A 25557-nucleotide genomic window follows, 5' to 3' on the forward strand; every position below is an offset into this window, starting at 1 on the left:
CCATCTATCAATAGATGCCAAGCAAAACCCGTCATTCCCCTAAGAATTGCTTGGTGTTTGCCCACCGCGGCGCAAATACGGAAGCAATGGAAAATACCCGAAACGCATTTGATAAAGCATTGGGGTATGCGATTGACGGCATTGAGACGGATATCCAATTAAGCCGGGATGAAATTGCGGTACTTTGGCATGACCGTTTTCTCGATAGAATCGGATTGAGCAATAAGCATATTGACGATTTTGATTATCATCAGCTTAAAGCACTGATTAATCCGGAATCTGAACGCGAGGGCATTATGACCCTGCAAGATTTTCTGGTCGCCTATCGGGAACACTGCCGTTTATTGCTTGAAATTAAGAATCGTGACTGGGAACCTGTTTCCCGTCACGAATTAAAAATCCGTCAGACACTCGATTTGGTCGGCCAGAACCTTGATCAACGGATCATTGTTTCATCATTCAATCTTCCCAGCCTGGTTTATGCGCACCAATACAATCCGACGCTTCCCTTGGTTTACAATTTTGAAACCACGCAAACCATCACAGATGCACGCAAGCTATTAAACACGCACGCTTTTCTTCACGGTCTTTGCCTGCCTATCGCGAGTGTGGATCAAGCGATCGTCGGCTTACTGCGTGAACAGCAAAAGTGTATCGCCGTTTATACCTGTAACAGTGACTCAGAAATCAATAAAGCCTTGCAATTGGGTGTAGATATTCTCATCAGCGATTTACCTCATAAGGCGCTGATAATGCGCAATCAATGAACAGAGATTCTGCAGCACTACAAAACCAACACTTCGATCTCCTGGTCTGCGGCGGCGGCATATACGGTGCTTGGACTGCGTATGATGCGGCGCTACGCGGCCTGAAAGTAGTCCTCATTGAACAAGGCGATTGGGCCAGCGCCACCTCATCGGCATCCAGCAAACTCATCCATGGTGGTCTGCGCTACCTGGAAACCTATGATTTCAAACTAGTCAGTAAATCGCTCAAAGAACGAACACTGTTGCTACACACAGCGCCACACCGTGTTTGGCCACTGCGTTTTGGCGTCCCTGTTTATGCACAGCACCGAATGAACCGGATTCAACTGAAATTAGGGTTAGCACTTTATGATTTTCTATCAGGTGATAGCGATCCGCAATTGCGTCACAGCTATTTCAACCCAGAACAGTTCATGGAACACTTTCCTTGCCTCGATGAGCAAGCACTGAAAGGTGGATTTACTTATGCCGACGCGCAAACTGATGACGCGCGACTGGTATTGGAACTAATTTCAGGCGCGCAAGATGCCGGTGCAAGCTGCATCAATTACTGCAAATTGGTCCAGTTACTGGAAACCAATGGAAAAGCGAATGGAGCAATCGTCCAGGATCAGCTCACTCAGACCGAGCAGAAAATCAGTGCCAAGCAAATTGTTTTCACTACCGGTCAGTGGCTGGAAAAAGAAGTCAAAAGCCGCGAATGGTGCCGCCTGGCGAAAGGGATTCATCTGGTTATGCCCGGCATGCTGAAAGATGAAGCCTTATTGCTAACGGCCAAATCAGATGGCCGGGTGTTTTTTATGATTCCCTGGTATGGCTTGACGCTGTTGGGCACAACCGATACCGATTTTAAAGGGAATATCGAGCAGGTTTCCGTCGATGCGAGTGATATTGATTATTTGCTGGCTGCCGCCAATAATTATTTGAGAACACCATGGAAAGAATCGGATATTATCGGCCGTTTTGCCGGGGTTCGAGTTTTTAAACAAAATACTCAAACGGCTTCCTCTGGCTCACCGTCTGCTGTCAGCCGCGATTGGGAACTAAAATCTGCCTCCAACGGAGTACATTATGCTGTCGGTGGAAAAATAACTTCGTCACGCCAGGATGCCGCCAGTATCGTCGATACGGTGTGTTCACAACTTGGTAATGCTTTGCCCTGCACAACCCAGGATCGATTATTTCCCTGGGCGCCGCAGGAAAATTTTGCAGACTGGTCTGCCCGCATGCTGGACCAAGCAATGCAGTTGGGCATTGATACAGAAAGTGCCAGATGGTTGTTGCATCGTCATGGCACACGAATAACTGAGATTCTTCGCAGCATTGAAACAGAAGCTGATTTGGCGCAGCGCATTATCCCGTCTCTGCCGTTTATTGTAGCCGATCTGCTTCATTGTGCCGCCACGGAAATGGTTATCCACTTGGAAGATTTGTTACGCCGCCGCCTGCCATTACTCATTCTAGCTAGGCTGACAGAAAACGAGGTGCAGCAAATTGCCCTGCGCATAGCCGATACCCTGCATTGGGGCGATGCTAGGACACACCAAGAAATTGAGCACTGCTGCAAACAATGGATCACGCACTAACCTCGGCAATTGCCCTTGATCTGGGCACGACATCCATTAAAGCTGCTGTAATGGATCGGCAAGGAAATCTCCAGCCTATCGTCACCCGCTCTGCACCTGCCATGGATAATCACAATGGACATTATGAAAGTAATGCACTCGATTATGCCGGGATTGCCGAACAAGTTCTGAAAGAATGTATTGCACAAACCGGTAACAATCCTCCTTTAGGGTTATGCACCCAGCGCTCGTCTTTCCTGATCTGGGACAAAATCAGTGGTAACCCGGTAACACCCCTGATTTCTTGGCAAGATGACCGGGGAGCAAGTTGCTGTGATCGCCTGCACGCATCAACAGACACCATTCATTACCTGACCGGTTTACGTTTGGCCGCTTATTACTTTGCTCCCAAACTCAGCGTCCTGTTGCAGGAGAATCCGGCTTGGTGTGAAAAGCTTGTTCAGGGCGAATGGCTGGCAGGCACGCTGGATACTTTTCTGATCTGGCGCTGGACGCACGGTCAACATTTCCTTACCGACGCGTCGATGGCTGCACGCACCTTGCTGATGGACATCCACCGGCAACACTGGTCAGACACTTTATGCCAACTCTTCGATATTCCATGCTCGATTCTGCCGCAAATCAAACCTTCAACCGGATTGAATTTATCTTTACCGAATTTCGGTTTGACGCTACAAGCCAGTGTCGGTGACCAATCGGCTGCACTGATCGCCAGCCTGACCGATAGCCGAACCGACGCTTTGGTCAATCTTGGCACCGGCGGGTTTGTGATTCGTTCTCTCACTAAGCACGAGCTGGCATTTGATGGCTACCTTCAGACATTGGTTTATCTGGATGAGAATCAGCAGGCGCAATTTGCCGTAGAAGGCACACTCAATTCCATCGCCGCTGCACTGGCGCCATATCCTGTGAAAGATTGCCGCATTGAAGAATTGGCTGGCAACGATATCTTCTGCCTGGCGGAACCGAGCGGTTTAGGCGCACCGTACTTCCGCCAAGACTGGGGAATTTACTTTTCTCAATCTGTCTCCGATTTGACCACACAACAAATCACCGCACTGATGCTCGAAGCTATCATTTTTAGGGTTGCACGCATTCTGGAAGATTTCCATCATCACTCGCCACTGACTCAAGTCTACCTATCCGGCGGCCTGTCCGAGCTACCCTGCCTACAGCAAGGCATCACTCAATGCGTGCCGTTCCCGGTTTTTCATTTACAGCAAAAAGAAGCAAGCCTTCAAGGTGCTGCCTTATTCGCCGCTGGACTTAAAATAAACTGTCACCAGCAGGTTAAGCAAATAGCAACCAAACGCGGAATCAACGCATTATCCGGGAAATTCCAACACTGGAAAAGTTGGCTGGATGACTTATTGTCAACGCACAAAAACTAACCGAGTCCCTAAATTATTCCCGCACAAATTATCAATCCTGTAGAATCCGCCATTCAAATACTCAATTGGCTTATCTTTCTATATAATTTTACAAGAATTCATTGCATAACCGCATGATATCAAATGCATAGATAACGATAAGCTTGTTATCTATGATGATTAACAGACCTAACAAAAGGAAATTTTATGACAACAAATATACCTGGCTATACCTATGGTAGCGCTTCGCTTGCAAAATCCCCCGTATCACTCGATGATTTTGCCAATCTGAAACAAGCTACTCTGTTTGGCGATGATGATGTGCGCTACCTGAAAATGTCGCACGACATACTTAAAGATCAAACCGAACAAATTTTGGATGTTTGGTATGGCTTTGTGGGCTCGACACCTTTCCTGCTGCACTACTTCACCAATGCAGCCGATGGCACACCCAACATGGACTATTTAGGTGGTGTGCGTAAACGCTTTGGTCAATGGATTCTAGACACCGCAAAAGCCGATTACAACCAAGATTGGCTCAACTATCAGTACGAAATCGGATTGCGCCACCACACCTCGAAGAAAAATACTACCGACAACGTAAAATCAGTGCCGATCATTCACTTGCACTACATTTTTGCATTACTTATCCCGATCACCACCACGCTGCGTCCATTCCTGGAAAAAGCCGGCCATTCCCGTGATGATGTGGATCGTATGCAAGATGCCTGGCGCAAATCAGTCTTGATGCAAGTCATTCTGTGGTCACAACCTTATATCAAACAAGGCGAGTTCTAATCTTGCTGGGGAGAGTGGTCATTTCCCGCTCTCCACCCTCGCTTCATTCAGTTGACAGCACTCTCACCGAAATTCCTGTGTTTACCCATGCACTTATCCATCGTCATCCCCGCTTTTAACGAAGAACTATTGATTCTGGATTGTCTGAATTCCATTCAAGAATCACTCAAAATCAATCAGAAACCCGGCTTTACCCACGAAGTGGTCGTCGTGGACAACAACTCAACTGATAAAACTGCAGAACTGGCCACGCAAGCCGGTGCAAAAGTTGTGTTTGAACCGATCAATCAGATCGGCCGTGCACGCAATACCGGTGCAGCAGCTGCAACGGGAGACTGGCTACTGTTTGTGGATGCCGACAGCTTGCTCAATCCCGGTATGGTGGCCGATATTTTACAAATGATTGAAGGCGGCAAGCATGTTGGTTGCGGCAGCGTTATGCACATGCCTAACCTGCCGTGGTGGGGTAATGCCGCGATGCACTTATGGACTGTGTTCTCAGTTACCTTCCGCTGGGCATCCGGTGCTTTGGTGGTTTGCCGCGCAGACGCGTTTTGTGATGTAGGCGGCTTTAATCAGGAATTGTTCGCCGCCGATGAAATCGATCTCAGTCAACTGCTCAAACAATGGGGACGCAAACACGGCTTGAAATTCACCATTCTCACCCGCCATCCCCTCGTCACTTCACCCCGCAAAGTGCAACTCTATACCGGCCGTGAAATTGCCGGCCAGATATTCAGCGTCCTATTCAATCCGAGAAAAACCTTACAAGACAAGAAAAAGCTACCGATTTGGTACGATGGGCGACGTTAATCCTAAAAGCCTCAGTTGGAATTTGTGATAAAAACGGAGAAAACATTGTACTGTCAATTATTTATTGGGCACGGATTCAAGTTCGAAATCCAGTCGACAAGGTTCTGTCGCATTAACCATCGGGCAACAAATGCGTTTTTGCTAAGCATCTTTGAGGGGCATGTAAAACTTGGTAAAGGTCGGAAGTTTACTAGAGTTGGCCTATCAGCTTAACGGAATACCTATCGGGAAACACCTGTTTTCCGACATCTCAAAGTTAAATGATGTAATCGGTTTGACCGCTTCCCTTAGTTCTTCATGCTCTCCTTGTCCTTGTCCTTGTCCTTGTCCTTGTCCTTGTCCTTGTCCTTGTCCTTGTCCTTGTCCTTGTCCTTGTCCTTGTCCATAATCATTGAGAAAATCACAAACACCTTCAATAACAGTTGGTTGATTAATTTCAATCAAATATATTTCATTATTATTTGATATTTCTCAATACATATCATCTTTAATAGATATATATTTAAAAAGTAGATTTATACCATGTTATTTGATAATGGGTGAGCATGCACAATAGAAATATAACAAAGAGTCGAACAAAATTGGGATGGATCAATTTGATTTCATACCCAAGCACCATCAATTTGCGCCACCAGTGGTTACTACCATTCGCTTCGATTGAAATCAGTCTTGACTTATCAATTCAACAAGTGATTGCTACAGGGCCTTTACTTTTAATACCTCAGTGGCAATGGATATAGTTTTTAGACAGCGTGAAGCGCGTGTGACTTTTCTCACAGCCAATCACGGTCCGCTCGAATAGACTTGATACCGCAAGTGTATTGGTACTTAGTAAAATTTCTCTGAGCTAAAATTTAAGCTCGACATTCATACATAATTGGAGGAAATAAATGCGGAAAAAGAACATTATAAGATTACAAGCAGTATCGGTTCTGTTTGTTATGCTAACAGCGCCTGTATTTGCGAAAGAAGATCTCAACCCTGATAAATTGCCTAATATGTTCCATTCGGAAAATAGTCATGGTAAAGATGCAACCTACAGTACAGCGGGGTTTATTGATCTTAATAATCCGTTCTTCAAAAGCTTGGGAAGCAATGGCCGCAGTTGTGCTACCTGCCATCTTCCTTCTCAAGGATGGACAATTACGCCACAAGGCGTCCAGAAGCTCTTCAACGAAACCAAGGGTCTAGATCCGCTTTTCCGTCTGGTTGATGGTGCAAATTCTCCACTCGCGGATGTATCGACGGTTAAAAAACGCCGTACCGCCTACAGCATGCTCTTGGAAAAAGCAAATATCCGCGTAGGAATTGGCATCCCTGACACTGCAGAATTCGAATTGGTCGAAGCCGATGACCCTTATGGATTTGCAAGTGCGACTGAGCTATCGCTATTCCGTCGTCCTATGCCAACCACCAATCTTAAATTTTTAAGTACCGTCATGTGGGATGGTCGTGAAACAACCCGGATGTCAGGTTCCACTGACTGCATTTTTGGTACTTCGACTTGTTTCTCTCCCGTGCCTTTTGATTTATCAACCCAGTCCAATCATGCCACATTAGGTCATGCCGAAGCACTTCGGGAATTAACTGGTGCAGAGCGCGAAGCGATCGTGGAGTTTGAATCTGGCTTATTTACAGCGCAAATACATGATAACAATGCCGGCAAACTAACTGCAAGAAAAGCAGACGGTGGTCCAAAGAAACTGAAGAAGCAAGAATATCACTTTGGCATAAATGATACTTTGGTTGGAGATTATCAAACGCGCAAACCTTTTGATCCCAATGCAATGTCCCTCTATAACAGCTGGGAACGATTTAGCACCAGCAAATCGTCCAATAGCACTAACAACGCACGCGCTGCGATTGCGCGTGGCCAAGCATTATTTAATACGAAGCCTATCCAGATCATTGGTGTCAAAGGAATCAATGATGATTTAAGCGTTAGCGTACTTCCAGGCACATGCACGACGTGTCATAACACACCTAATTCGGGTAACCATTCGACACCAATGCCACTAGACATCGGCATCGCTGATGAATCGCGCCGGACACCGGATATGCCGCTGTATACGCTGAAAAATAAAACGACTAACGAAATCGTTAAAACAACTGATCCTGGTCGTGCTTTGATTACCGGCAAATGGAAAGATATTGGCCGCTTTAAAGGACCTATTTTACGTTCGGTCGCTTCACGGCCACCCTACTTCCACGATGGCTCTGCTGCAGATTTGCCAGCCGTTATTGAATTTTACAACAATCGCTTTAGCATTGGTCTGACTGAAGATGAGAAAGCCGATCTCGTAGCATTCTTGGCAGCACTGTAAAGCAGCCTTTGCCATCGTCTGATGAGAAATGGGGCAATTTATTTTAGACCATAAAATAGATTGCCCTCAACCTTCCTTGCAATTACAGCCAATTTAATTCAATTGAGTTAACTTAGCATCTCATAGATCTTTAACACCCCTCCGCCGCAACAAGTATTTCTCAAGTTCAATGATCAGAAATAGCAACAAACTGACTGCGATAATGCGTACCCAGGCTGCTGCATCCAGAGCAGTCGTGCCAAATAACTGTTGCATCACAGGCAAATAGGTAAACAGCAATTGCAGTATCAACAATAGCCCGACAGCCATTAAAACATAACGATTACCCAGCAATCCTTGGCGCGAACACACGGAAGCCATCAAATAGCGGCAATTGAACAAATAGACCATCCCGCACATCACCAGCACATTCACAACCACTGTCCGGGCCAGTTCAATACTCGCGCCCTGCACGGTTTCCCAAAAATACAAAGTAAAAACGCCGCCAATCATCAATAATGCAACAAAAACAATACGCCACACCAGGAATCCCGACAAAATAGGCGCATTGGGGTCATGGGGCGGGCGTGACATGACACCGCTTTCAGGTCGTTCGAATGCAAGCGAAATGGCCAACGTTACAGTCGTCACCATATTGATCCATAAAATCTGCACCGGCGTGATGGGTAGCGCCATCCCCAGAATAATGGCGAGTATCAAAACACCCGCTTCACCGCCGCTGGTTGGAAGAATATAAACAACCGTTTTACGGATGTTGTCGTAGACTGTTCGGCCTTCTTCTACCGCATGTGTAATCGAAGCAAAATTGTCATCCATCAGCACCATTTCAGCTGCTTCTTTCGCCACTTCAGTACCGTTTTTCCCCATGGCAACGCCGATATCGGCACGCTTTAAGGCTGGTGCATCATTCACACCGTCACCTGTCATGGCAACAATTTCACCATTTTCCTGTAGCGCCGTAACCAGCCGGAGTTTATGCTCAGGACTTGCACGTGCAAAAATGTCTATTTCTCCAACCACTTTGCGCAGTTGTGCTTCGTCCATCTTATCCAGTTCAATCCCTGTCACAGCGTTCTGACCATTACCAATACCTAATTTTGCGCCAATCGCGCAAGCGGTAATACGATGATCCCCGGTAATCATTTTAACGCGGATGCCTGCCGTATGACATTTGTCTATGGCAGCAATGGCTTCCTCACGCGGCGGGTCAATAATTCCAACCAGACCAAGCAACGTAAAGCCTGATTCAACATCAGAAGACTGCAATATTTTCTGTTTTATTTGAGTCGCACGACTGGCCATGGCCAGTATGCGCTGTCCCGTTGCACTTGCCTCCTGTATTTTGGTATGCCAGAAATCAAGCTGAATCAGCTGATCTTCTCCTTGGCTACGCTGATGGCTGCACATTGCCAGCACTTCTTCCGGTGCACCTTTGACATATATCTGGCTATGCCCGGCATAATCCTGATGCAACGTCGCCATAAAACGATGCTCCGATTCAAACGGAATGACATCCGTTCGAGGCAGTATTTTCTGCTCAAAAACCGGATCCAATGTAGCTTTCACTGCTAAAGTAATGAGCGCAGCTTCTGTCGGATCACCCTGAATGACCCAGGTACCATCCTGCTGATGCAATGATGCTTCGTTACACAACATCCCTGCCCGAAACATATCCAGCATATCGGCATAATCAGTAGCCAGAATTTCCTTTCCATCCCGGCTAAAACCACCTGTTGGCGCATAACCCACGCCGCCAACTTGTAATTGAACTTCAGCAGTAATCACGCTCTGCACAGTCATTTCGTTACGTGTGAGCGTTCCGGTCTTGTCGGTACAGATGACGGTCACGGCACCCAGTGTTTCTACTGCAGGTAAATGACGAACAATCGCGTTACGCCGCACCATATTCTGCACGCCAAGCGCCAATGTTATCGTCATAATGGCAGGCAGTCCTTCTGGAATCGCTGCGATAGCCATGCTGATGGCCGCCATAAACATCTCATTAACCGGGTAATCATGCAGTAACAATCCATAAACAAAAATTCCGGCTGCCAACAGTAAAATTAGCAGCGTCAGCCAGCGGCCGAAGATCGCCATTTGCCGCAACAAAGGCGATGTCAGCTTATCGACTTGCGCGATCATCTGACTGATGCGTCCAATCTCGGTATGTTGAGCAGTAGCAACCACCACCCCCGATCCCTGGCCATAAACCACCAACGTGCCCGAATACGCCATACAAAACCGATCCCCAATCGTCGTCACTGCTTCGACTGCATGAATGGATTTCTCGACAGCTTCCGATTCTCCAGTTAACGCTGCCTCTTCGATACGCAGGTTTTTACAGTCGACCAATCGCAAGTCAGCCGGCACCTTGTCGCCGGATTGCAGCAATACGATATCGCCAGGCACCAGCTGATCAGCTGGCATCTGTATCCGCTGACCGTCGCGCTGAACGATCGCGTTAAGTGACAGCATGCGCCGGATAGCATTCAGCGCTTCTTCCGCTTTGCCTTCCTGAACAAAGCCGATGATGGCATTGATGACCACAACACCAAAAATAACGCCACTATCGACCCAGTGACCTAGAAAAGCGGTCATGCTGCATGCAGCGAGCAAGATATAAATCAGTACATTATGAAATTGCAACAAAAAGCGAATGACGATGCTTTTTGGTTTTGGTGGTTGTAATCGGTTTGCACCATACTGTTCAAGGCGCAACTTCGCTTCCGTTTGCGATAAACCAGCATGCCCGGTTTTAAACTCTTCCAGCACTTGCTGCGGTGGATAGCTATGCCATAGAGGTGTTTTATCGGGTGCAAAAACTTGTTCATGTGGCATAAGCAGCTCTCTTAAATGGTTGGATAGGCTGTGTTGCGCCTATTTAATAGACCAAAATTGATAGGAATAATTTGTATTTAATTATTCAGTACGGCTACAATGAAAAACATTCTTTTCTCACTTAACACAGCAAATGGGACTTTCTATGAAATACTCTATCATTCTGATGGTTCTTGTGACCATTCTGTTTTCCAGCATAGCACAGGCTTCTGGCCGGGTACCTTTTGGCCATCAGGTCATTGCGGTACAAAACTACAGCCGCGCTACGGAAAAAATTGCCATATCAGGACTTATCAGCGAGGGTGGTGTGCACGCATTGGCAGCCACCGGTTTCAAAACAATTATTGATTTACGCACCAAAAATGAAGGCGTGATGGAGGAGAAAGCATTGGTCGATATTGCCGGCATGATGTATGTCAATATTCCGACGACCGTTGCTGGGATCACTAAAGAACAGGTGGCCGCATTTACCAAAGTGATCGAATCAGCTCAGGCTCCGATACTAATCCATTGTGGATCAGGTAACCGGGCAAGTGCTATGTGGGCTAGCTATCGAATCACCAAAGGTATTGATCCGGAAGTAGCTATTGAGGAGGCCCGTAAAACCGGTTTGCGCCCGCCGCTGGAAGAAAAACTTCGTGAAATCATGCTGAACTGAGCTTTAATCTTATCCATCAATCCAGAACAATCTGATAATCATCCACACCGAAACACCCATAGAAACTACAGCAAATCCTTGCTGTAGTTTTGGGCCAGCAAGAAAATGAGCAAAAATTCGCCCGATCAACATACCTGCCAATGCGCCGGCAGCAAAAGGTAGCGCAATAGTCCAATTCATCCCGCCGATAAAGGTTGCAGAAACAACACCTACAGCAGAAATAAGCGCGATAACTGCCAGGGATGTGGCAAGAATAGATTGCATCGAAAGAATGGTTGCTTTCCTTAATGCCGGCACAACGACAAAGCCACCCCCGACGCCCAGCAATCCCGATAAGAACCCGGTTGCAATTCCGGAAAATGCCAATGCCCGGGCACACGGCCAAGTCCATACTAAACGGCCTTGCTCATAGGCTAGCTGGCAAGGTATTGAAGCGGGATCAGATTGAAAATCGGTGATATTTTTCACCGGATCATCCTGCATCTTACTTTGCCGCAACATGCTGATTGCAGCATAAAACAAAACCAGTGCAAACAAAAATGTTAATGGCGCATTAGGCAATTTCTGCGCCAGCCATATGCCGATGGGTGCAGTCACAACACCGGTAATCGCAATAAACCCCGCTGCCCGATAACGCACTTTTCCTTGTCTGTGCGCAATTAACGCACCGATAGCAGAAGACAAACACACGGCGAATAAAGCAATCGGAGCAGCCTCGGCGACAACCAGATGCAGTCCGAACATCAGCAGCGGAACTGCAATGATCGTACCGCCAGCACCAGTCAGTGCCAATATAGCGCCAGTAACAGCGCCAAGCAAAATACTGATTAGCAGAATATCCACATGTTCAGCTTAATTTACCAGGACGAGCAAGCCATTCCTTGCCTTTTAACATGCCATTCCAATAGATCCATGGAAAAACTGTCGTTTTAAGAAACCAATTAAGCTTTCTCGGCACTGTTGGATCAAGTGGGAATGTCGGTAATAATTTTCCACCAAAACCAAATTCAGCCAGTATGACTTTGCCATTTTCCACAGTCAGCGGACAGGCGCCGTAACCGTCATAGATAGTCGTCAGTTCCCGGTCTTCTTTTGCTGCCAGAAGATTCTCGGCCACCACAACAATTTGCTTTCTGGCTGCTGCGGCCGTTTTCGTATTTGGCGATGAGCAGGCATCGCCCAGTGAGAATATATTCGAGTAATCAGTATGCTGCAGTGTCTTTTCATTCACTTTGCAAAAACCACTCGCATCTGCCAGAGGACTATTGTGAAGAAAATCCGGAGCTACTTGTGATGGTGTCACATGCAGCATGTCAAAAGGTTTCTCTTCGAGGGTTACCGTTCCATCATTGCCCTTATTTTCAAAGTAGGCGATCTTTTTATTCCCGTCCACTTTGACCAAATTAGAATTGAATACCAATTTTGCGTGGTAGCGTCTGACATAGTCCATTAGGGGTGGAACAAAATCAGCCACACCAAATAACACAGCAGTTGCCGTATTAAACTCAACATCCATATTTTCCAAACATTGGGCGCGCATCCAGTGATCGCAAGAAAGATACATGGCTTTTTGTGGTGCGCCCGCACATTTGATTGGCATTGGCGGTTGGGTAAAAATTGCTTTCCCGGCTTTGAGTTCTTTGACCAGGGACCAGGTATAAGGCGCCAGATCATACTGGTAGTTTGAAGTAACACCGTTCTTACCCAACGTTTCTTCCAGTCCTTCAATCTTTTCCCATGCCAGACGTATACCCGGGCAAACAATTAATTGCCGGTATCCCATCACACGACCATCAGATAAATGCACTCTATTGTGTTCTGGATCAAATCCAGACGCGGCCGCCTGAATCCATTGAGCATTCTTGGGAAGAATATCAGTCATCGGTTTCACTGTTTCGGCGATGTCATAAGCGCCGGCTCCCACCAGTGTCCAAGCAGGTTGATAATAATGTTTACCGCTTGGTTCGATAATCGCGATACGCAACATTGGTCGCCGTTTAAGCAGGCTTGCAGTGACACCGATACCAGCCGAACCGCCACCTATGACAACCACATCAAAAGCGTTATCCCAGTTACAAGCTGCCACGACAGATTCCTGCGCTTCCGGGTCGTTTTGATCATTCTGCTTAGTCATTCCATACAAAGCAGTCGCACGCATGCCAGAACCGCAAAATGCCAGAACCGGCTTTGGTAACTCAACCATTAGTTTTTGAAAAGCTTCCGCGCGCTCTGTGGGTATACTACCTATCCTGATTGGTAAATAGACAAAAGTAATATCCAGTAACTTGGCCGTTGCCTCCAGTTCTTCACTGCCTGGCTGGTTCTCGCCACCTTCATAATCCGGGCGGTTACAAATGATAGATCTGTAACCAGCGGCTGCAATTTCGGTGATATCGTCAATACTGATTTGACCGGAAACCGACAGTTTGTGATCAAGCTTGGTAATATCCAGGCGCATATCCGACTCCTTCATCAATCGGTCACAACATCATCGCTGTAAAGTTTACGTCCTGCAGAAATCCTAACGCAAAATAGCTCTCTGCATCGTGATTGATGATTATTCTTTCAGGTGGATTGATTCTTACAATACAGACTATATAAAGTCTCCATAATTTTAAGGGCTTCCTGACTTGCCACACTATAGTATATATATTTACCTTTGCGCTCTGTTGCGACCAGATTCTCTTCCCGCAGAACGGTCAGTTGTTGCGAGAGTGTGGGCTGATGAATACCCAGCAATTCTTCAAGTTCACCCACATTCCGGGTTCCCTGACTCAGTTCACACAAGATGAGCAACCGATCTTCATTAGCCAATATTTTCAGCAAAGCACAAGCAGCAGAAGCAGATGTATGTAGCGCTGTGATATCGTGTAAAACTGAATCTGTTTTCATAAAAAATTACCTAACGTTAGTGCGTAACAAGTTAAAGCCCAAATGATAAATGCATTCGATTGATATTGGTTAAAATTCTAGATTATTTTCATACAGTCTGTAAGTAGTTTATCCACGTCCTTGCTGGTTTTGGTAAATATTCATGCCTAATAGCATCGCGATAAGAAACACTAATGCGTCAGTACTTCCTGTTCCCGCCAGCACCACGGCCGGCCCGGGACAAATACCCGCTATTCCCCAACCAACGCCAAACACAAGACTTCCCAGAAGCAAGCGGCTATCTATTTTTGTAACAGCAGGTATCTGCATCGATAAACCCAAGTAGCTGTTTGTACGTTTCTTTGCCAGTGCAAAAGCGATAAAACCCACAGCCACAGCACCACCCATAACCCATAGCAGTGAAGAATCCCAGTTACCTGTTATATCAAGAAACGCCAGAACTATGGCAGGATTTACCATGCCAGACAAGATAATTCCCAAACCGAAAACAACTCCTGATAACAATGCCATAAAGTTAATCATTGAATATCCTCCTGATACATGCCATCCAAGCTAGAAAGTAAATACATGCCGTATCAAATAGACTGTCATGAAACCAGCAAGCATAAATACTATTGTCGCTGCAATTGAGCGCGGCGACCGTCTTGATATTCCACAAACACCATGACCACTGGTACAACCAGAACCCAGGCGTGTACCATAACCGACCAAGAAACCTGCCAATGCTAACATCGTATAGTTGGTTTCAATAGCGATCTCTGGCAAAACAAAAAAGAATTTCCAAATGACCACTGATAAAATCAATCCTAAAATAAAAGTGACACGCCAACCGATATCGCCTTTCTGCATTCGATATAATCCACCCACGATGCCCGATATACCTGCGATCCGTCCGTTAAATAGCAATAACAATGCTACTGCGGAACCAATCATCAACCCGCCACCTACCGCATGCCATGGCACTGAATTCAGATTAATATACATTCTCGTTATCCTGCCAAGAAACACAAATCAGTTCAATCTCGCAAATATGTTACCATACGATATTTTTTATTATATATTATTTGCGGTGTTAGATCAAAAATTGACTAAATTTAGTTGGTTATCATCGCCGCACTGTTCCAGAATGTAAGCGACACCTTGTAAATCCAGATAACCTCGATCCATCACGGAGAAAGCCCTTGCCTCGAAAGACAAGGCATCCAGTACGTTGACTTAGTGAGTTTTGCCATCCGAGATGTGAATAAATCTGGAATATTGCCGCGCAAAATTTGCAAAATATGATTTTAAATCGGCACCAAAATATTTTCTCGGAGAACCTTTGCAGCACAAGACTCTATCGTTTCAGCGGCTCACTTAAACGGATATCACTTATAGTTTATATATAATTATTTCGACTAAATTGGCAGAAAAATAAAATGAAACCAAATATCAATGCATTCTTTGATCCAGCAACCTGGACTGTCAGTTATATTGTTTTTGATGAACCAGGCGGCATTTGCGCCATTATTGATCCAGTCCTGGATTACGATCCCAAATCAAGTAGAACAAGTACGCGCTCGGCTGACAAATTGGTTGCATTTATTCACGAACACCGCTTATCGGTTGAATGGATACTTGAAACGCATGCGCACGCCGATCATTTATCATCCGCAGATTATCTTAAGAATCGATTAGGCGGAAAAACTGGTATCGGCAGTAATATTCCTGTCGTGCAGGAAACTTTCAAGAAAATTCTCAATCTCAATGATGAGTTTATTCCAGATGGCCATTATTTTGATCACTTGTTTAAGGAAAACGAGCAATTTCAGGTTGGGAAATTAACGGCTAGGGCCATCTCCGTATCCGGTCACACGCCTGCTGATACGGCTTACCAATTTGATGATGCCATCTTTGTCGGTGATACGCTTTTCATGCCAGATATTGGTACTGCACGGGCAGACTTTCCAGGTGGCGATGCAAGTCAGTTATTTAAGTCCATCCAAAAATTACTGGCATTTCCGCCGGAAACAAGGTTATTTATGTGCCATGATTATCCACCTGCCAATCGCACTGCTGCGTGGCAAAGTACAGTTGCACAGCAACGTCTCCATAACATTCATGTACACGATGGTATCAATGAAAATGAATTTTTAGCAATGCGCAGCAAACGCGATGCGGCGCTGGAAATGCCCAATTTGCTGCTACCTTCTATACAGGTAAACATCCGAGCTGGAAAATTACCACCGGTTGAAACAAACGGAATTGCATATTTCAAAATACCGGTTAACTTAATTTAATCTGCTCCAAGAAAACCAGCTTCAAAGGAAAACCAACATTTCAATATGGCTAGACTCAGACCTGTACTTTGACAAAACTCCCATGCTGCTGATCAAATTTCACGGCAATAAAGCGTGTTCCAACAGAAATCCTTCCACCTTCATTGCGTTTATGCGTTACTTCAGCCACCGCCTGAAAATTAGGCGCATCGATTTTTATAATATCATTTGGATCAAGCATCATCTCGGTAAAGAAGCGAATTCCTGTGGGTGACAAATCCTGAAATGTGCCTTGACAAGGTCTACCCGGCCAAAATAGGTAAAACACAAATGCACCCCTGATATTGATCCGCATCATTGTCCGGCGCGATGTTTCAAAATTCTCATGCTGCAAAACAAGCAATGGGCTTGCGCACTCCAGACAGCCTTCACTTTGATAGATATTTGCTTGTGGCACATACGGCGTCTTACAAAAGGAACAGTAGTGTGTAATCACTGCCCGATACGACTCTATAGCAAACTGTGGCGTACTTTTAACTTGGACTGGAAGCCCTGGTAAATTAGTATTTTGGTGGTCAGATTTCGCAGCGGCTTGGAACAAGATGCCAACTAAAATAGCATCATACTGCTTCCGCGCGTCAGGATTAGAAAGAACCCGGTAAGCTTCATCAAGTAATGCAATTTCTTGCGATGAACTCTTCCTTAGCGCTTGATAACTTGCCGTAATCGTAGTGATAGGCGCATCAGGCTGAACCTGAAGAATTCGATAATAATTACGTTGATTCAGTTGTACAGATCGTTCATGCTTCTGTTTATCTATCTCAACTTCGAAATTCGTATTCAAACCAAATGCTCCCTGACTGAGCGTTTTAATATGATAACGCTTCAACAAATCAAGATCATAAGCAGCTCGCTTAAGCGGATCACGCAGCGTATTATAGGCAATAGCGAGTAAGCTTTCGTTCAAATCCGGACCAGCGAGATCAGGATGAATTTTAAGTTTTTGCAGCAATACGCGGTAACTCTCCTTGATCACCGTCATCGGTGCGTCCGGTTGGACATGAAGAATTCGATAGAAATTTCGCCGTTCGATCATCCGTATTGTGAGTTCAAAGCCGTTAGTTTATCAATGTAGGATACAGCATCCTTTCCTCATGTGTCTCAATAGCTTGCAATAGGAAAAAGTATGTTTAGTATACACATATCAATCAGCACCACCAATATAGCCTGATGGAATTCCACCCATGCTTAACAAGCTAATTAAGAATCTCATTATGCTGCAACTATGAGGACAACTTAGTGTATGCATATCTTATTTTAACAATCTGTTATTTAAATCTTGCGTGCTATTAAAATAATAGCTATAATGAGAATCATTCTCATTACCATTTATGACCTAAGATGGATATTTTAAAATTACCCCAAACTAAAATAAAAAATTTACTTCAACCTGGGCTACCAGATTTAAGTACATTGATTGACAGCGATGCCTTATTCAGGAATGGCGATATCGTATTTATTCTGCATAAAGGCGAACAATACTCACTACGCCGTACACGGAATGGCAAATTAATTCTGAACAAATAGTAGATAAAAGACACATATCATGTATATTTATGCTTGCAAGTTGTCACCGGTATCGCTACGCGTGAACCCATCATGAACTGTGTAGTTAAGCAGATGTATGATTTGGATTTATGCTGGGTATTTAGTGGAAAAATGTTAGGGCCATCATGCAAAGGTGGCGCCAAGCAAGCAAAGCGTAAAATACCAGGGCGATATCTTTTCTTCTGAATCCAACACATAAACAAGCTATTTGTCTTAGGAGCTAAAAATGAAAGGTAACGTAGATATTATTCGCTGGCTGAATCAGCAGCTACAGCATGAACTGACTGCCATTAGTCAATACTTTCTTCACGCTCGCATGTACAAGAACTGGGGGTTTAACAGTCTTGGGAAACACGAATTCGAAGAGTCTTGTGAAGAAATGAAACATGCTGATGTACTGATTGAACGGATTCTTTTATTGGAAGGCCTGCCAAATTTACAAGATCTCGGCAAATTAATGATTGGTGAAACCGCTGAAGAATGTATCGCATGCGATCTTAAACTTGAATATATCTCACGGGAGACCTTGCTTGCAGCAATAGCTGCTTGTGAAGCAGCACAAGATTATGTCTCACGGGAAATTTTTGAACGTATTTTAGAAGATACTGAAGAACATATTGACTGGTTAGAAACCCAGCTGGCCGTCATGCAAAAAATTGGTATCCATAACTGGCTACAAAGCCAAATATAGCTTTCCCTTGCCGCTGGAGTTCTCTCCTCCTTCTCCAGCGGCACACTCAGCCAGCCAGCCTGTCCTATCAGGTCAGCCAGCCAATTTTTTATTCGCTGATGATTTGTATAGGAGATTCGATTATGAACTTTCTAAAGAAACTGGCTTTAGCTACCTCATCAGGTACTACTTCTCACTATCCTTCCCCTGATCCTACATACAGGGACGACTTCTCAACGCGCTGTTTGCACAATTTACTTTGGCTGATCTTCAGCCTAGGTAAATACCTGTTAATCTGTGAAATTATCAGTTTATTTAAGTTGGCATTCAATTGCCTTGTTCAGAAGATAACCAAGGCTACTCCGTCTTCGCGTAAAAGCTTTTCTGTTATCGACTGGGCACCCTTGGTCAAAACCCCACTCCTGGTTAAATCGGGCAACACTAATACTAACAGTACCAATCAAAATAATGCGAGTAGTAACAGAAAGCATTTAGCTGGAAGATCTGTGCTATGTGTAGGTGGACGCATCAAACTTTATCCGGAATACAGACGTCTAATAGAAAACTCCTGTGGCAGCTTCATTGCATTTCATGGAGATACCAATGATCGCCTAGATAATTTACCCAAACTCCTGGAAGACACTGACTTGATAATTTGCCCGGTTGATTGTGTTAACCATAATGCTTTCTTTATTGTTAAACATTACTGCCTGCATTCCGGCAAACCTTGCGTATTGCTGGATCGTTCAGAAGTAGATACTTTCGACACCGGAATCCATATATTAGCCACTATCGCTACAAAAGAAACCTTCGACTAAGAACCAGAGGCTCAATAAATCCTTACTTTCTCAAAGAGATTCTATAAGCGATTAGGAAATTTAGGATAAATAACCATAACAGAATATTCTAAAGTTTATTTTTTTTAGGTCGTAGAAACAGCTTCATTGCTGCAAATCTATTAATTAACCTTTGATTAAATAAAATTTACCTGGAATAGAGTTATGAAAATTCTTGTTCACTTCAAGTCTGGATTTAAGCAAACATTTATTGTTCCAAAATGTATGCTAGCACTTGAGTTCAGAAACATAGCCAGAGAGATTGGCGGCAATATAGAAAGTATTGAGTTTTCATCACCCTCTCGTCGTCAATCAGATATCCCCACGGTAGAACCCCGGACGGGAGTACTTCGGTTACCTGACAAACGTTAATTCAGTTATTCGACTAAAACGGGATATCATCATCCATATCATCAAATCCACCAGCACTCTTACCTGAAGAAGACCGGTTCGGAGCAGAATTGTCTTCTTCATGATCAGGTGACTCAAAACTACCACTTGCTGATCGATTGCCCAACATTTTCATGTCGTTTGCAATAATATCCGTCGTATAACGTTCTACACCATTTTTATCAGTCCATTTCCGGGTTTCCAACCTGCCCTCAATATAAACAGGCCGGCCTTTCTTTAAGTATTCGCCAGCAATTTCTGCGAGCTTGCGGTAAAAGGTTACGCGATGCCATTCAGTTTTTTCCTGTTTCTCACCATTCTTGTCTTTCCAGGTATCCGTCGTTGCCAATGTAATATTCGTTACCGCATCTCCATTTGACATGTAACGAGTTTCCGGGTCTTTGCCCAGGTTACCAATGAGTATAACTTTATTGACTGATGCCATTTATGTCTCCTCTCCTAGCAATTTAATCACTTTTTCTTCATCAAAACCTTTCATGTCAACTTTCAGATAGGCTACTCTCTCATTAGCCAATACCAAAGCTTCATACACACCCGGTATTGCTGCAAGCTCACGTGACAATTCTTTTGATTTATTTAAATCCATTTCTTGCACATGATACATCTTGGAACGCACGGCTGCCGGAGCTTTCATCGTTACAGCAAGTATTAACCATACGATGAGTAACAGTCCACAAAAGGAATATAACGCAGAGCTTCCATAATTTCCAAATAGGTAGCCGCCTACTGCTGCACCTACAAAAGCACCCAAAAACTGAGTACTACTGTAGATCCCTATTGCGGTTCCCTTTGCACCAACCGGTGCAATCTTTGAGATCAAAGATGGCAAGCTAGCTTCCAGTAAATTGAATGCTGTGAAGAAAACCAATAACGCAATCGCTGTACCCCAGATAGAATCAAAGGTAGTTGCCAGAAGCACTTGTCCAATCAGCAATAAAGCAATCGCTGCAATAAATACAAATTTTAGCTGAGCTTTTTTCTCAGCATAGATAATCGCCGGGATGATAAATACAATAGACAAAAGTAAAACGGGCAAATAAATCTGCCAATGATTATCCGCCGCCATTCCCGCTTTACGTAATGTAAGTGGCACAACCAGCCATAGCGCCATCAATGTGGCATGGAGAGCAAAAATACCATAATTTAAGCGCAACAACTGTGTATCACGCAATACACTGCCAAAACTTGCAGCCGATGCTTCCGTATCAGAATGAAAACGACTGATTTGCGGATCAGGAATTATTTTCTTCACCACAATCATTGCCAGAAGCGCTAATACACCGGTCATGGCAAAAATTCCTGGAACGCCAATCCACTGGTTCAGAACAGGAGCAACAATTAAAGAAATAGCAAAAACGGTACCAATGGTCATACCGATTGTAGCCATTGCTTTGGTACGATGCTCTTCGCGCGTAAGATCCGCAGCAAGGGCCATCACTGCAGCCGAGATTGCACCAGCGCCTTGAATAATGCGGCCAAATATCACCCAGTAAATATCTATTGCAAGAGCAGCAACCAGACTGCCAACCGCAAATAAAATCAGACCCAAATAAATAACAGGTTTACGTCCAATACGATCAGACAACCAGCCGAAAGGAATCTGCAAAATGGCTTGTGTTAAGCCATATGCCCCTAGGGCGATACCAATCAGTGTGTAGTTATTCCCGCCAGGCAAATCCTCAGCATAAAAAGCAAATACCGGCAGAATGATAAATAATCCAAACATCCGCAAGCCATAAACACCGGCCAAACCGATGGTCGCGCGCAGTTCTGCTGGGGACATTTTTTCAGATGAAGACGAAGCAGACATGAATCAGGTTGTGATATTTCCAAAAAGTTGGGTATATTAGCAGGTTGACTCATACATAGATAGCTAATGGAATCCATAAAAATACGTGGTGCACGCACCCATAATCTGAAAAACATCAGTCTAAATCTGCCACGTAACAAGCTCGTCGTCATTACTGGACTGTCAGGATCAGGCAAATCTTCACTCGCGTTCGATACGCTCTATGCGGAGGGCCAACGCCGCTATGTGGAATCACTTTCAGCCTATGCAAGACAGTTCCTTCAACTCATGGAGAAACCGGATGTAGACTTGATCGAGGGTCTTTCCCCGGCTATCGCTATCGAACAAAAAGCAACCTCGCATAATCCCCGCTCGACAGTAGGAACAGTCACTGAAATCCATGATTATTTGCGCTTGCTGTTTGCCCGCGTGGGCGATCCGCATTGCCCCGAACACAACATTATCTTGACAGCACAAAGCGTCTCGCAAATGGTCGATCATGTATTGCAACTCCCGCTTGATACGCGTTTAATGATCCTTTCGCCACTAATTGTCGAACGTAAAGGTGAACAAGCCGATTTGTTTGATGAACTTCGTGCGCAGGGTTTTATTCGCTTACGGATTGACGGAGAAGTGTATGAAATTGATGCTTTACCCAAGTTGCAAAAAACCAAAAAGCATACGATTGAAGTTGTTGTTGATCGCTTAAAAGTTTCTCCGGATGCCAAACAGCGGCTTGCTGAATCATTTGAGGTGGCATTGCGCCATTCCGAAGGCCGCGCTTTAGCGGTTGAAATGGATACGGGTTATGAACATCTTTTTTCTGCTAAATTTAGCTGTCCTGTGTGCAGTTATTCCCTGTCTGAACTAGAACCCAGATTATTTTCATTCAATAATCCATTGGGTGCCTGTAATAAGTGTGATGGTCTGGGTCAAATCACTTTCTTTGATCCCGCACGCGTAGTAGCCTTCCCGCATCTCTCACTGGCTTCAGGTGCGGTAAAAAATTGGGATCGGCGCAATCAATTTTACTTTCAGCTGCTAACAGCGCTCTCAAAACATTATGAATTTGATCTGGAAATCCCGTTCGAGAATCTGGATGAGCCTATTCGCAACATCATTCTGTATGGCTCAGGCAAAGAAAAAATACATTTTTCCTATTTAACGGAAGGTGGCCGTAAGCAGCAAGAAACGCATGCTTTTGAAGGCATTATTCCCAATCTGACACGTCGCTATAAGGAAACGGAATCACAAACGGTTCGCGAGGAGCTAGCAAAATATCTCAATGCGCAAATTTGCCCGGAATGCCACGGCACACGTTTATGCCAAGCTGCCCGTCATGTGCATGTTGCTGGACAAGCAATTTACGAAATCAGCGCTTTTCCGTTGAAAAAGGCCAAACTGTTTTTTGACCAAATTGAATTAACGGGTCACAAACACGCCATTGCCGAGCGCATCATCAAGGAAATTTCCAGCCGTGTGCAATTTCTCAATAATGTGGGATTGGATTACCTGTCCTTGGATCGCTCGGCTGATACGCTGTCAGGTGGTGAATCCCAACGCATACGGCTCGCCAGTCAAATTGGCTCCGGCCTGACTGGCGTCATGTACGTTTTGGATGAACCTTCCATCGGATTGCATCAACGTGATAATGGGCGCCTACTGGATACGCTTAAAAATCTGCGTGATCTCGGCAATAGCGTCATTGTGGTTGAGCACGATCAAGATGCCATACAAATTGCGGATTATGTGGTCGACATGGGGCCTGGTGCTGGAGAGCATGGTGGCTTCGTTGTCGCTCAGGGCAGTCCGCAAGCTATCCAGGAAAACAGTGATTCTCTGACTGGCAAATACTTATCTGGCAAATTATCAATCTCAATACCGGAGAAACGCCACGAACCCGATCAAGATCGAATGCTCCGAATTGATGGCGCATCCGGTAATAATCTCAAAAATGTCACACTTAACCTGCCAGTAGGATTATTTGTCTGCGTCACAGGCGTTTCGGGATCCGGAAAGTCTACGCTTATTAATGAAACACTACATCGTGCGGTAGCCCGTCACCTTTACGCCAGTAATGCCGAACCAGCGCCTTATCAGCAAATTGACGGCCTAGCTTTTTTCGATAAGGTGATCAATATGGATCAAAGCCCCATCGGGCGTACGCCGCGCTCCAATCCGGCAACTTACACCGGATTGTTTACCCCCATCCGGGAATTGTTTGCCGGTGTGCCACAGGCGCGAGAACGCGGTTATGCCCCCGGCCGTTTTTCTTTCAATGTCAAAGGCGGGCGATGCGAAGCTTGTCAAGGCGATGGCGTAATCAAAGTGGAAATGCATTTCCTGCCGGATATTTATGTTACCTGTGACGTATGCCATGGCCGGCGATATAACCGGGAAACGCTGGAAATTCAGTATAAGGGTAAAAATATCAATGAAATTCTGCAAATGACTGTGGAGAAAGCAGCTGAATTTTTTACCCCAGTACCCGTAGTCGCGCGAAAATTACAAACACTATTGGAAGTTGGTCTCGGCTACATCACCTTGGGACAATCTGCCACGACACTCTCCGGTGGTGAAGCACAACGGGTAAAACTATCACTGGAACTGTCCAAACGCGATACGGGACGCACCCTGTATATTCTCGATGAACCCACAACCGGCCTGCATTTCCAGGATATTGATCTGCTCTTGAAAGTTTTACACAGATTGCGTGATCATGGTAATACCGTGGTGGTGATTGAGCATAATCTGGATGTCATCAAAACGGCCGACTGGATTATTGATTTGGGACCGGAAGGTGGCGAAGGCGGCGGATGCATCATTGCAGAAGGCACACCCGAAGCAATCGCGGTGAATAAAAACAGTTTCACAGGCCATTACTTGCAATCTATGTTGACAAAATGAATCCGCGCAGCTATTTGCTGGAAAGTTTTTTAGTTGCGGTTAAAACAGCCGATCCGGCTCACATCGTACCGCAACATCTGCCCGATCCCCCTAAAGGCCGTACGCTCGTTGTCGGTGCTGGCAAAGCGTCCGCTGCTATGGCGTTGGCGGTTGAGAACGCCTGGCCGTCTTCTGCTCCACTCGATGGCTTTGTAGTCACGCGTTATGGGCATAAATTACCCACCCAAAACATTAAGGTGGTTGAGGCCGGTCATCCGATTCCCGATGAAAATGGAGAGCAGGCAGCACGAGAAATTTTGGCCGCGGTGAAAGCATTAAAATCTGATGATCTATTACTCTGTTTGTTCAGTGGTGGAGGATCCAGCCTGCTTTCTCTGCCAGTCGAAGGTATCTCATTACCGGAACTTAAAGAAGTCACCCACCAGTTACTTTGGTGTGGAGCCCGTATCCAGGAGATTAACACCGTCCGCAAACACTTGTCTGCTATTCAGGGCGGCCGGCTTGCTGCGGCTTGCAAAGCCCCCATACTGGCATTAATTATTTCTGATGTTACCGGCGATGAAGCGACACATATTGCTTCTGGCCCTTGCTCACCTGACCCAAGCACCTGTTCTGATGCGCTTGCCGTGCTGGATCAATACCATCTGAATGTACCGCCAGCGGTTAGGAAAACTTTACTTAAAGGAATAGTACGCACTGCCAGTGAAACACCTAAACCCGGTTCCTTGATTTTCTCTCGTGTTGAAAACAGAATTATTGCAAGCGCCTATCAATCATTGCTCGCATCAGCAAATTATTTTCAAGAACACACTATCGCCACCTTGATCTTGGGCGATACAGTCACTGGAGAATCGCGGGAGATTGCTAAAAGTTATGCGGCACTGGCGAGGGAGATCCGCTTACATCCGCAATTGTTAAAAGTGTTGACGCCGGTCGGAAATTGACCAGAAAAGCCTGATTGTACCGGTTGAAAATTGACCAGGTAATTTCACGTATCCTGCTTAAATTTTAGGCAGGGGACAGTAGAGGTGA

Annotated in this window: 23 protein-coding genes and 1 pseudogene; 13 read left to right on the forward strand and 11 right to left on the reverse strand. The window is 45.2% G+C overall.

What is annotated here, in order from left to right:
• The first annotated feature begins 14 nt into the window (after positions 1–14).
• The 5 genes from K2P83_RS13880 (at position 15) to K2P83_RS13900 (ending at position 5334) form a co-directional block, all read left to right on the forward strand.
• Entirely contained in the window at positions 15–767 is a 753-nt protein-coding gene (locus tag K2P83_RS13880; protein WP_292930195.1) for a glycerophosphodiester phosphodiesterase, read from the forward strand.
• Positions 764–2353: a glycerol-3-phosphate dehydrogenase/oxidase gene (locus K2P83_RS13885; RefSeq protein WP_292930197.1), complete on the forward strand. Its 1590-nt coding sequence runs from the start codon at positions 764–766 to the stop codon at positions 2351–2353. Before K2P83_RS13880 ends, K2P83_RS13885 begins: the two co-directional genes overlap by 4 nt.
• Positions 2338–3744: an FGGY family carbohydrate kinase gene (locus K2P83_RS13890; RefSeq protein ID WP_292930199.1), complete on the forward strand. Its 1407-nt coding sequence runs from the start codon at positions 2338–2340 to the stop codon at positions 3742–3744. The genes K2P83_RS13885 and K2P83_RS13890 overlap by 16 nt, the downstream gene beginning before the upstream one ends.
• 186 nt (positions 3745–3930) lie before the next feature.
• A complete protein-coding gene (locus K2P83_RS13895) occupies positions 3931–4521 on the forward strand; it encodes a protoglobin domain-containing protein (protein ID WP_292930201.1) in 591 nt (196 codons plus the stop codon).
• A gap of 87 nt (positions 4522–4608) precedes the next feature.
• Positions 4609–5334 carry a glycosyltransferase gene (locus K2P83_RS13900; RefSeq protein ID WP_292930203.1) on the forward strand — a complete coding sequence of 242 codons (726 nt, stop codon included), beginning with the start codon at positions 4609–4611 and terminating at the stop codon, positions 5332–5334.
• 204 nt (positions 5335–5538) lie between these two features.
• Here K2P83_RS13900 and K2P83_RS13905 read toward each other — a convergent pair whose 3' ends face one another.
• Positions 5539–5778: a hypothetical protein gene (locus tag K2P83_RS13905; protein WP_292930205.1), complete on the reverse strand. Its 240-nt coding sequence runs from the start codon at positions 5776–5778 to the stop codon at positions 5539–5541.
• A 446-nt stretch (positions 5779–6224) separates the two neighbouring features.
• Between K2P83_RS13905 and K2P83_RS13910 the strand changes: the two genes are divergently transcribed.
• Positions 6225–7658 carry a cytochrome c peroxidase gene (locus tag K2P83_RS13910; protein ID WP_292930207.1) on the forward strand — a complete coding sequence of 478 codons (1434 nt, stop codon included), beginning with the start codon at positions 6225–6227 and terminating at the stop codon, positions 7656–7658.
• Positions 7659–7778: 120 nt separating this feature from the next.
• On the opposite strand, the gene K2P83_RS13915 is transcribed toward K2P83_RS13910, so the two are convergent.
• Positions 7779–10496: a cation-transporting P-type ATPase gene (locus K2P83_RS13915; RefSeq protein WP_292930209.1), complete on the reverse strand. Its 2718-nt coding sequence runs from the start codon at positions 10494–10496 to the stop codon at positions 7779–7781.
• A 145-nt stretch (positions 10497–10641) separates the two neighbouring features.
• Here K2P83_RS13915 and K2P83_RS13920 point away from each other — a divergent pair, with 145 nt between their 5' ends.
• A complete protein-coding gene (locus tag K2P83_RS13920; protein ID WP_292930211.1) occupies positions 10642–11154 on the forward strand; it encodes a protein tyrosine phosphatase family protein in 513 nt (170 codons plus the stop codon).
• Between the two features lie 9 nt (positions 11155–11163).
• Here the strand turns inward: K2P83_RS13920 and K2P83_RS13925 are convergent, their stop codons facing one another.
• From K2P83_RS13925 to K2P83_RS13950, 6 genes and pseudogenes are all read right to left on the reverse strand, one after another.
• Positions 11164–11997, reverse strand: a complete 834-nt coding sequence (locus K2P83_RS13925) for a sulfite exporter TauE/SafE family protein (RefSeq protein ID WP_292930213.1) — start codon at positions 11995–11997, stop codon at positions 11164–11166.
• A 4-nt stretch (positions 11998–12001) separates the two neighbouring features.
• Positions 12002–13612 carry a bifunctional protein tyrosine phosphatase family protein/NAD(P)/FAD-dependent oxidoreductase gene (locus K2P83_RS13930; protein WP_292930215.1) on the reverse strand — a complete coding sequence of 537 codons (1611 nt, stop codon included), beginning with the start codon at positions 13610–13612 and terminating at the stop codon, positions 12002–12004.
• Between the two features lie 107 nt (positions 13613–13719).
• Entirely contained in the window at positions 13720–14046 is a 327-nt protein-coding gene (locus K2P83_RS13935; protein WP_292930217.1) for a metalloregulator ArsR/SmtB family transcription factor, read from the reverse strand.
• Positions 14047–14154: 108 nt separating this feature from the next.
• Positions 14155–14568 carry a DUF6691 family protein gene (locus K2P83_RS13940; protein WP_292930219.1) on the reverse strand — a complete coding sequence of 138 codons (414 nt, stop codon included), beginning with the start codon at positions 14566–14568 and terminating at the stop codon, positions 14155–14157.
• Positions 14569–14598: 30 nt separating this feature from the next.
• Positions 14599–15030 (reverse strand): YeeE/YedE family protein, encoded by a 432-nt coding sequence (locus K2P83_RS13945; RefSeq protein ID WP_292930221.1) that lies wholly within the window; start codon positions 15028–15030, stop codon positions 14599–14601.
• 162 nt (positions 15031–15192) lie between these two features.
• Positions 15193–15314 (reverse strand): annotated as a pseudogene (locus tag K2P83_RS13950) (IS4 family transposase); the annotation flags it as partial.
• Positions 15315–15464: 150 nt separating this feature from the next.
• Between K2P83_RS13950 and K2P83_RS13955 the strand changes: the two are divergent.
• Positions 15465–16325 carry an MBL fold metallo-hydrolase gene (locus K2P83_RS13955; protein WP_292930223.1) on the forward strand — a complete coding sequence of 287 codons (861 nt, stop codon included), beginning with the start codon at positions 15465–15467 and terminating at the stop codon, positions 16323–16325.
• A 55-nt stretch (positions 16326–16380) separates the two neighbouring features.
• Here K2P83_RS13955 and K2P83_RS13960 read toward each other — a convergent pair whose 3' ends face one another.
• Positions 16381–17400 carry a DnaJ domain-containing protein gene (locus tag K2P83_RS13960; protein ID WP_292930225.1) on the reverse strand — a complete coding sequence of 340 codons (1020 nt, stop codon included), beginning with the start codon at positions 17398–17400 and terminating at the stop codon, positions 16381–16383.
• Positions 17401–17705: 305 nt separating this feature from the next.
• Between K2P83_RS13960 and K2P83_RS13965 the strand changes: the two genes are divergently transcribed.
• The 3 genes from K2P83_RS13965 to K2P83_RS13975 all read left to right on the forward strand — a co-directional run bounded on the left by K2P83_RS13965 (position 17706) and on the right by K2P83_RS13975 (position 19400).
• Positions 17706–17891, forward strand: a complete 186-nt coding sequence (locus K2P83_RS13965) for a hemin uptake protein HemP (RefSeq protein WP_292930227.1) — start codon at positions 17706–17708, stop codon at positions 17889–17891.
• Positions 17892–18138: 247 nt separating this feature from the next.
• Positions 18139–18603 carry a bacterioferritin gene (bfr, locus tag K2P83_RS13970; protein ID WP_292930229.1) on the forward strand — a complete coding sequence of 155 codons (465 nt, stop codon included), beginning with the start codon at positions 18139–18141 and terminating at the stop codon, positions 18601–18603.
• A gap of 122 nt (positions 18604–18725) precedes the next feature.
• Entirely contained in the window at positions 18726–19400 is a 675-nt protein-coding gene (locus K2P83_RS13975; RefSeq protein ID WP_292930231.1) for a DUF2325 domain-containing protein, read from the forward strand.
• 403 nt (positions 19401–19803) lie between these two features.
• Here K2P83_RS13975 and ssb read toward each other — a convergent pair whose 3' ends face one another.
• The gene (gene ssb, locus K2P83_RS13980) at positions 19804–20253 is read right to left on the reverse strand and encodes a single-stranded DNA-binding protein (RefSeq protein WP_292930233.1); all 450 of its coding nucleotides are present in this window, start codon (positions 20251–20253) and stop codon (positions 19804–19806) included.
• Positions 20254–21639, reverse strand: coding sequence for an MFS transporter (locus K2P83_RS13985; RefSeq protein WP_292930235.1), 1386 nt, complete (start codon positions 21637–21639; stop codon positions 20254–20256).
• Positions 21640–21705: 66 nt separating this feature from the next.
• Between K2P83_RS13985 and uvrA the strand changes: the two genes are divergently transcribed.
• Together uvrA and K2P83_RS13995 are read left to right on the forward strand one after the other, a co-directional pair.
• Positions 21706–24525 carry an excinuclease ABC subunit UvrA gene (gene uvrA, locus K2P83_RS13990; RefSeq protein ID WP_292930237.1) on the forward strand — a complete coding sequence of 940 codons (2820 nt, stop codon included), beginning with the start codon at positions 21706–21708 and terminating at the stop codon, positions 24523–24525.
• A complete protein-coding gene (locus K2P83_RS13995; RefSeq protein WP_292930239.1) occupies positions 24522–25469 on the forward strand; it encodes a DUF4147 domain-containing protein in 948 nt (315 codons plus the stop codon). The genes uvrA and K2P83_RS13995 overlap by 4 nt, the downstream gene beginning before the upstream one ends.
• Positions 25470–25557 lie beyond the last annotated feature (88 nt).

Source organism: Nitrosomonas sp. (genome assembly GCF_019752415.1).
GTDB lineage: Bacteria > Pseudomonadota > Gammaproteobacteria > Burkholderiales > Nitrosomonadaceae > Nitrosomonas.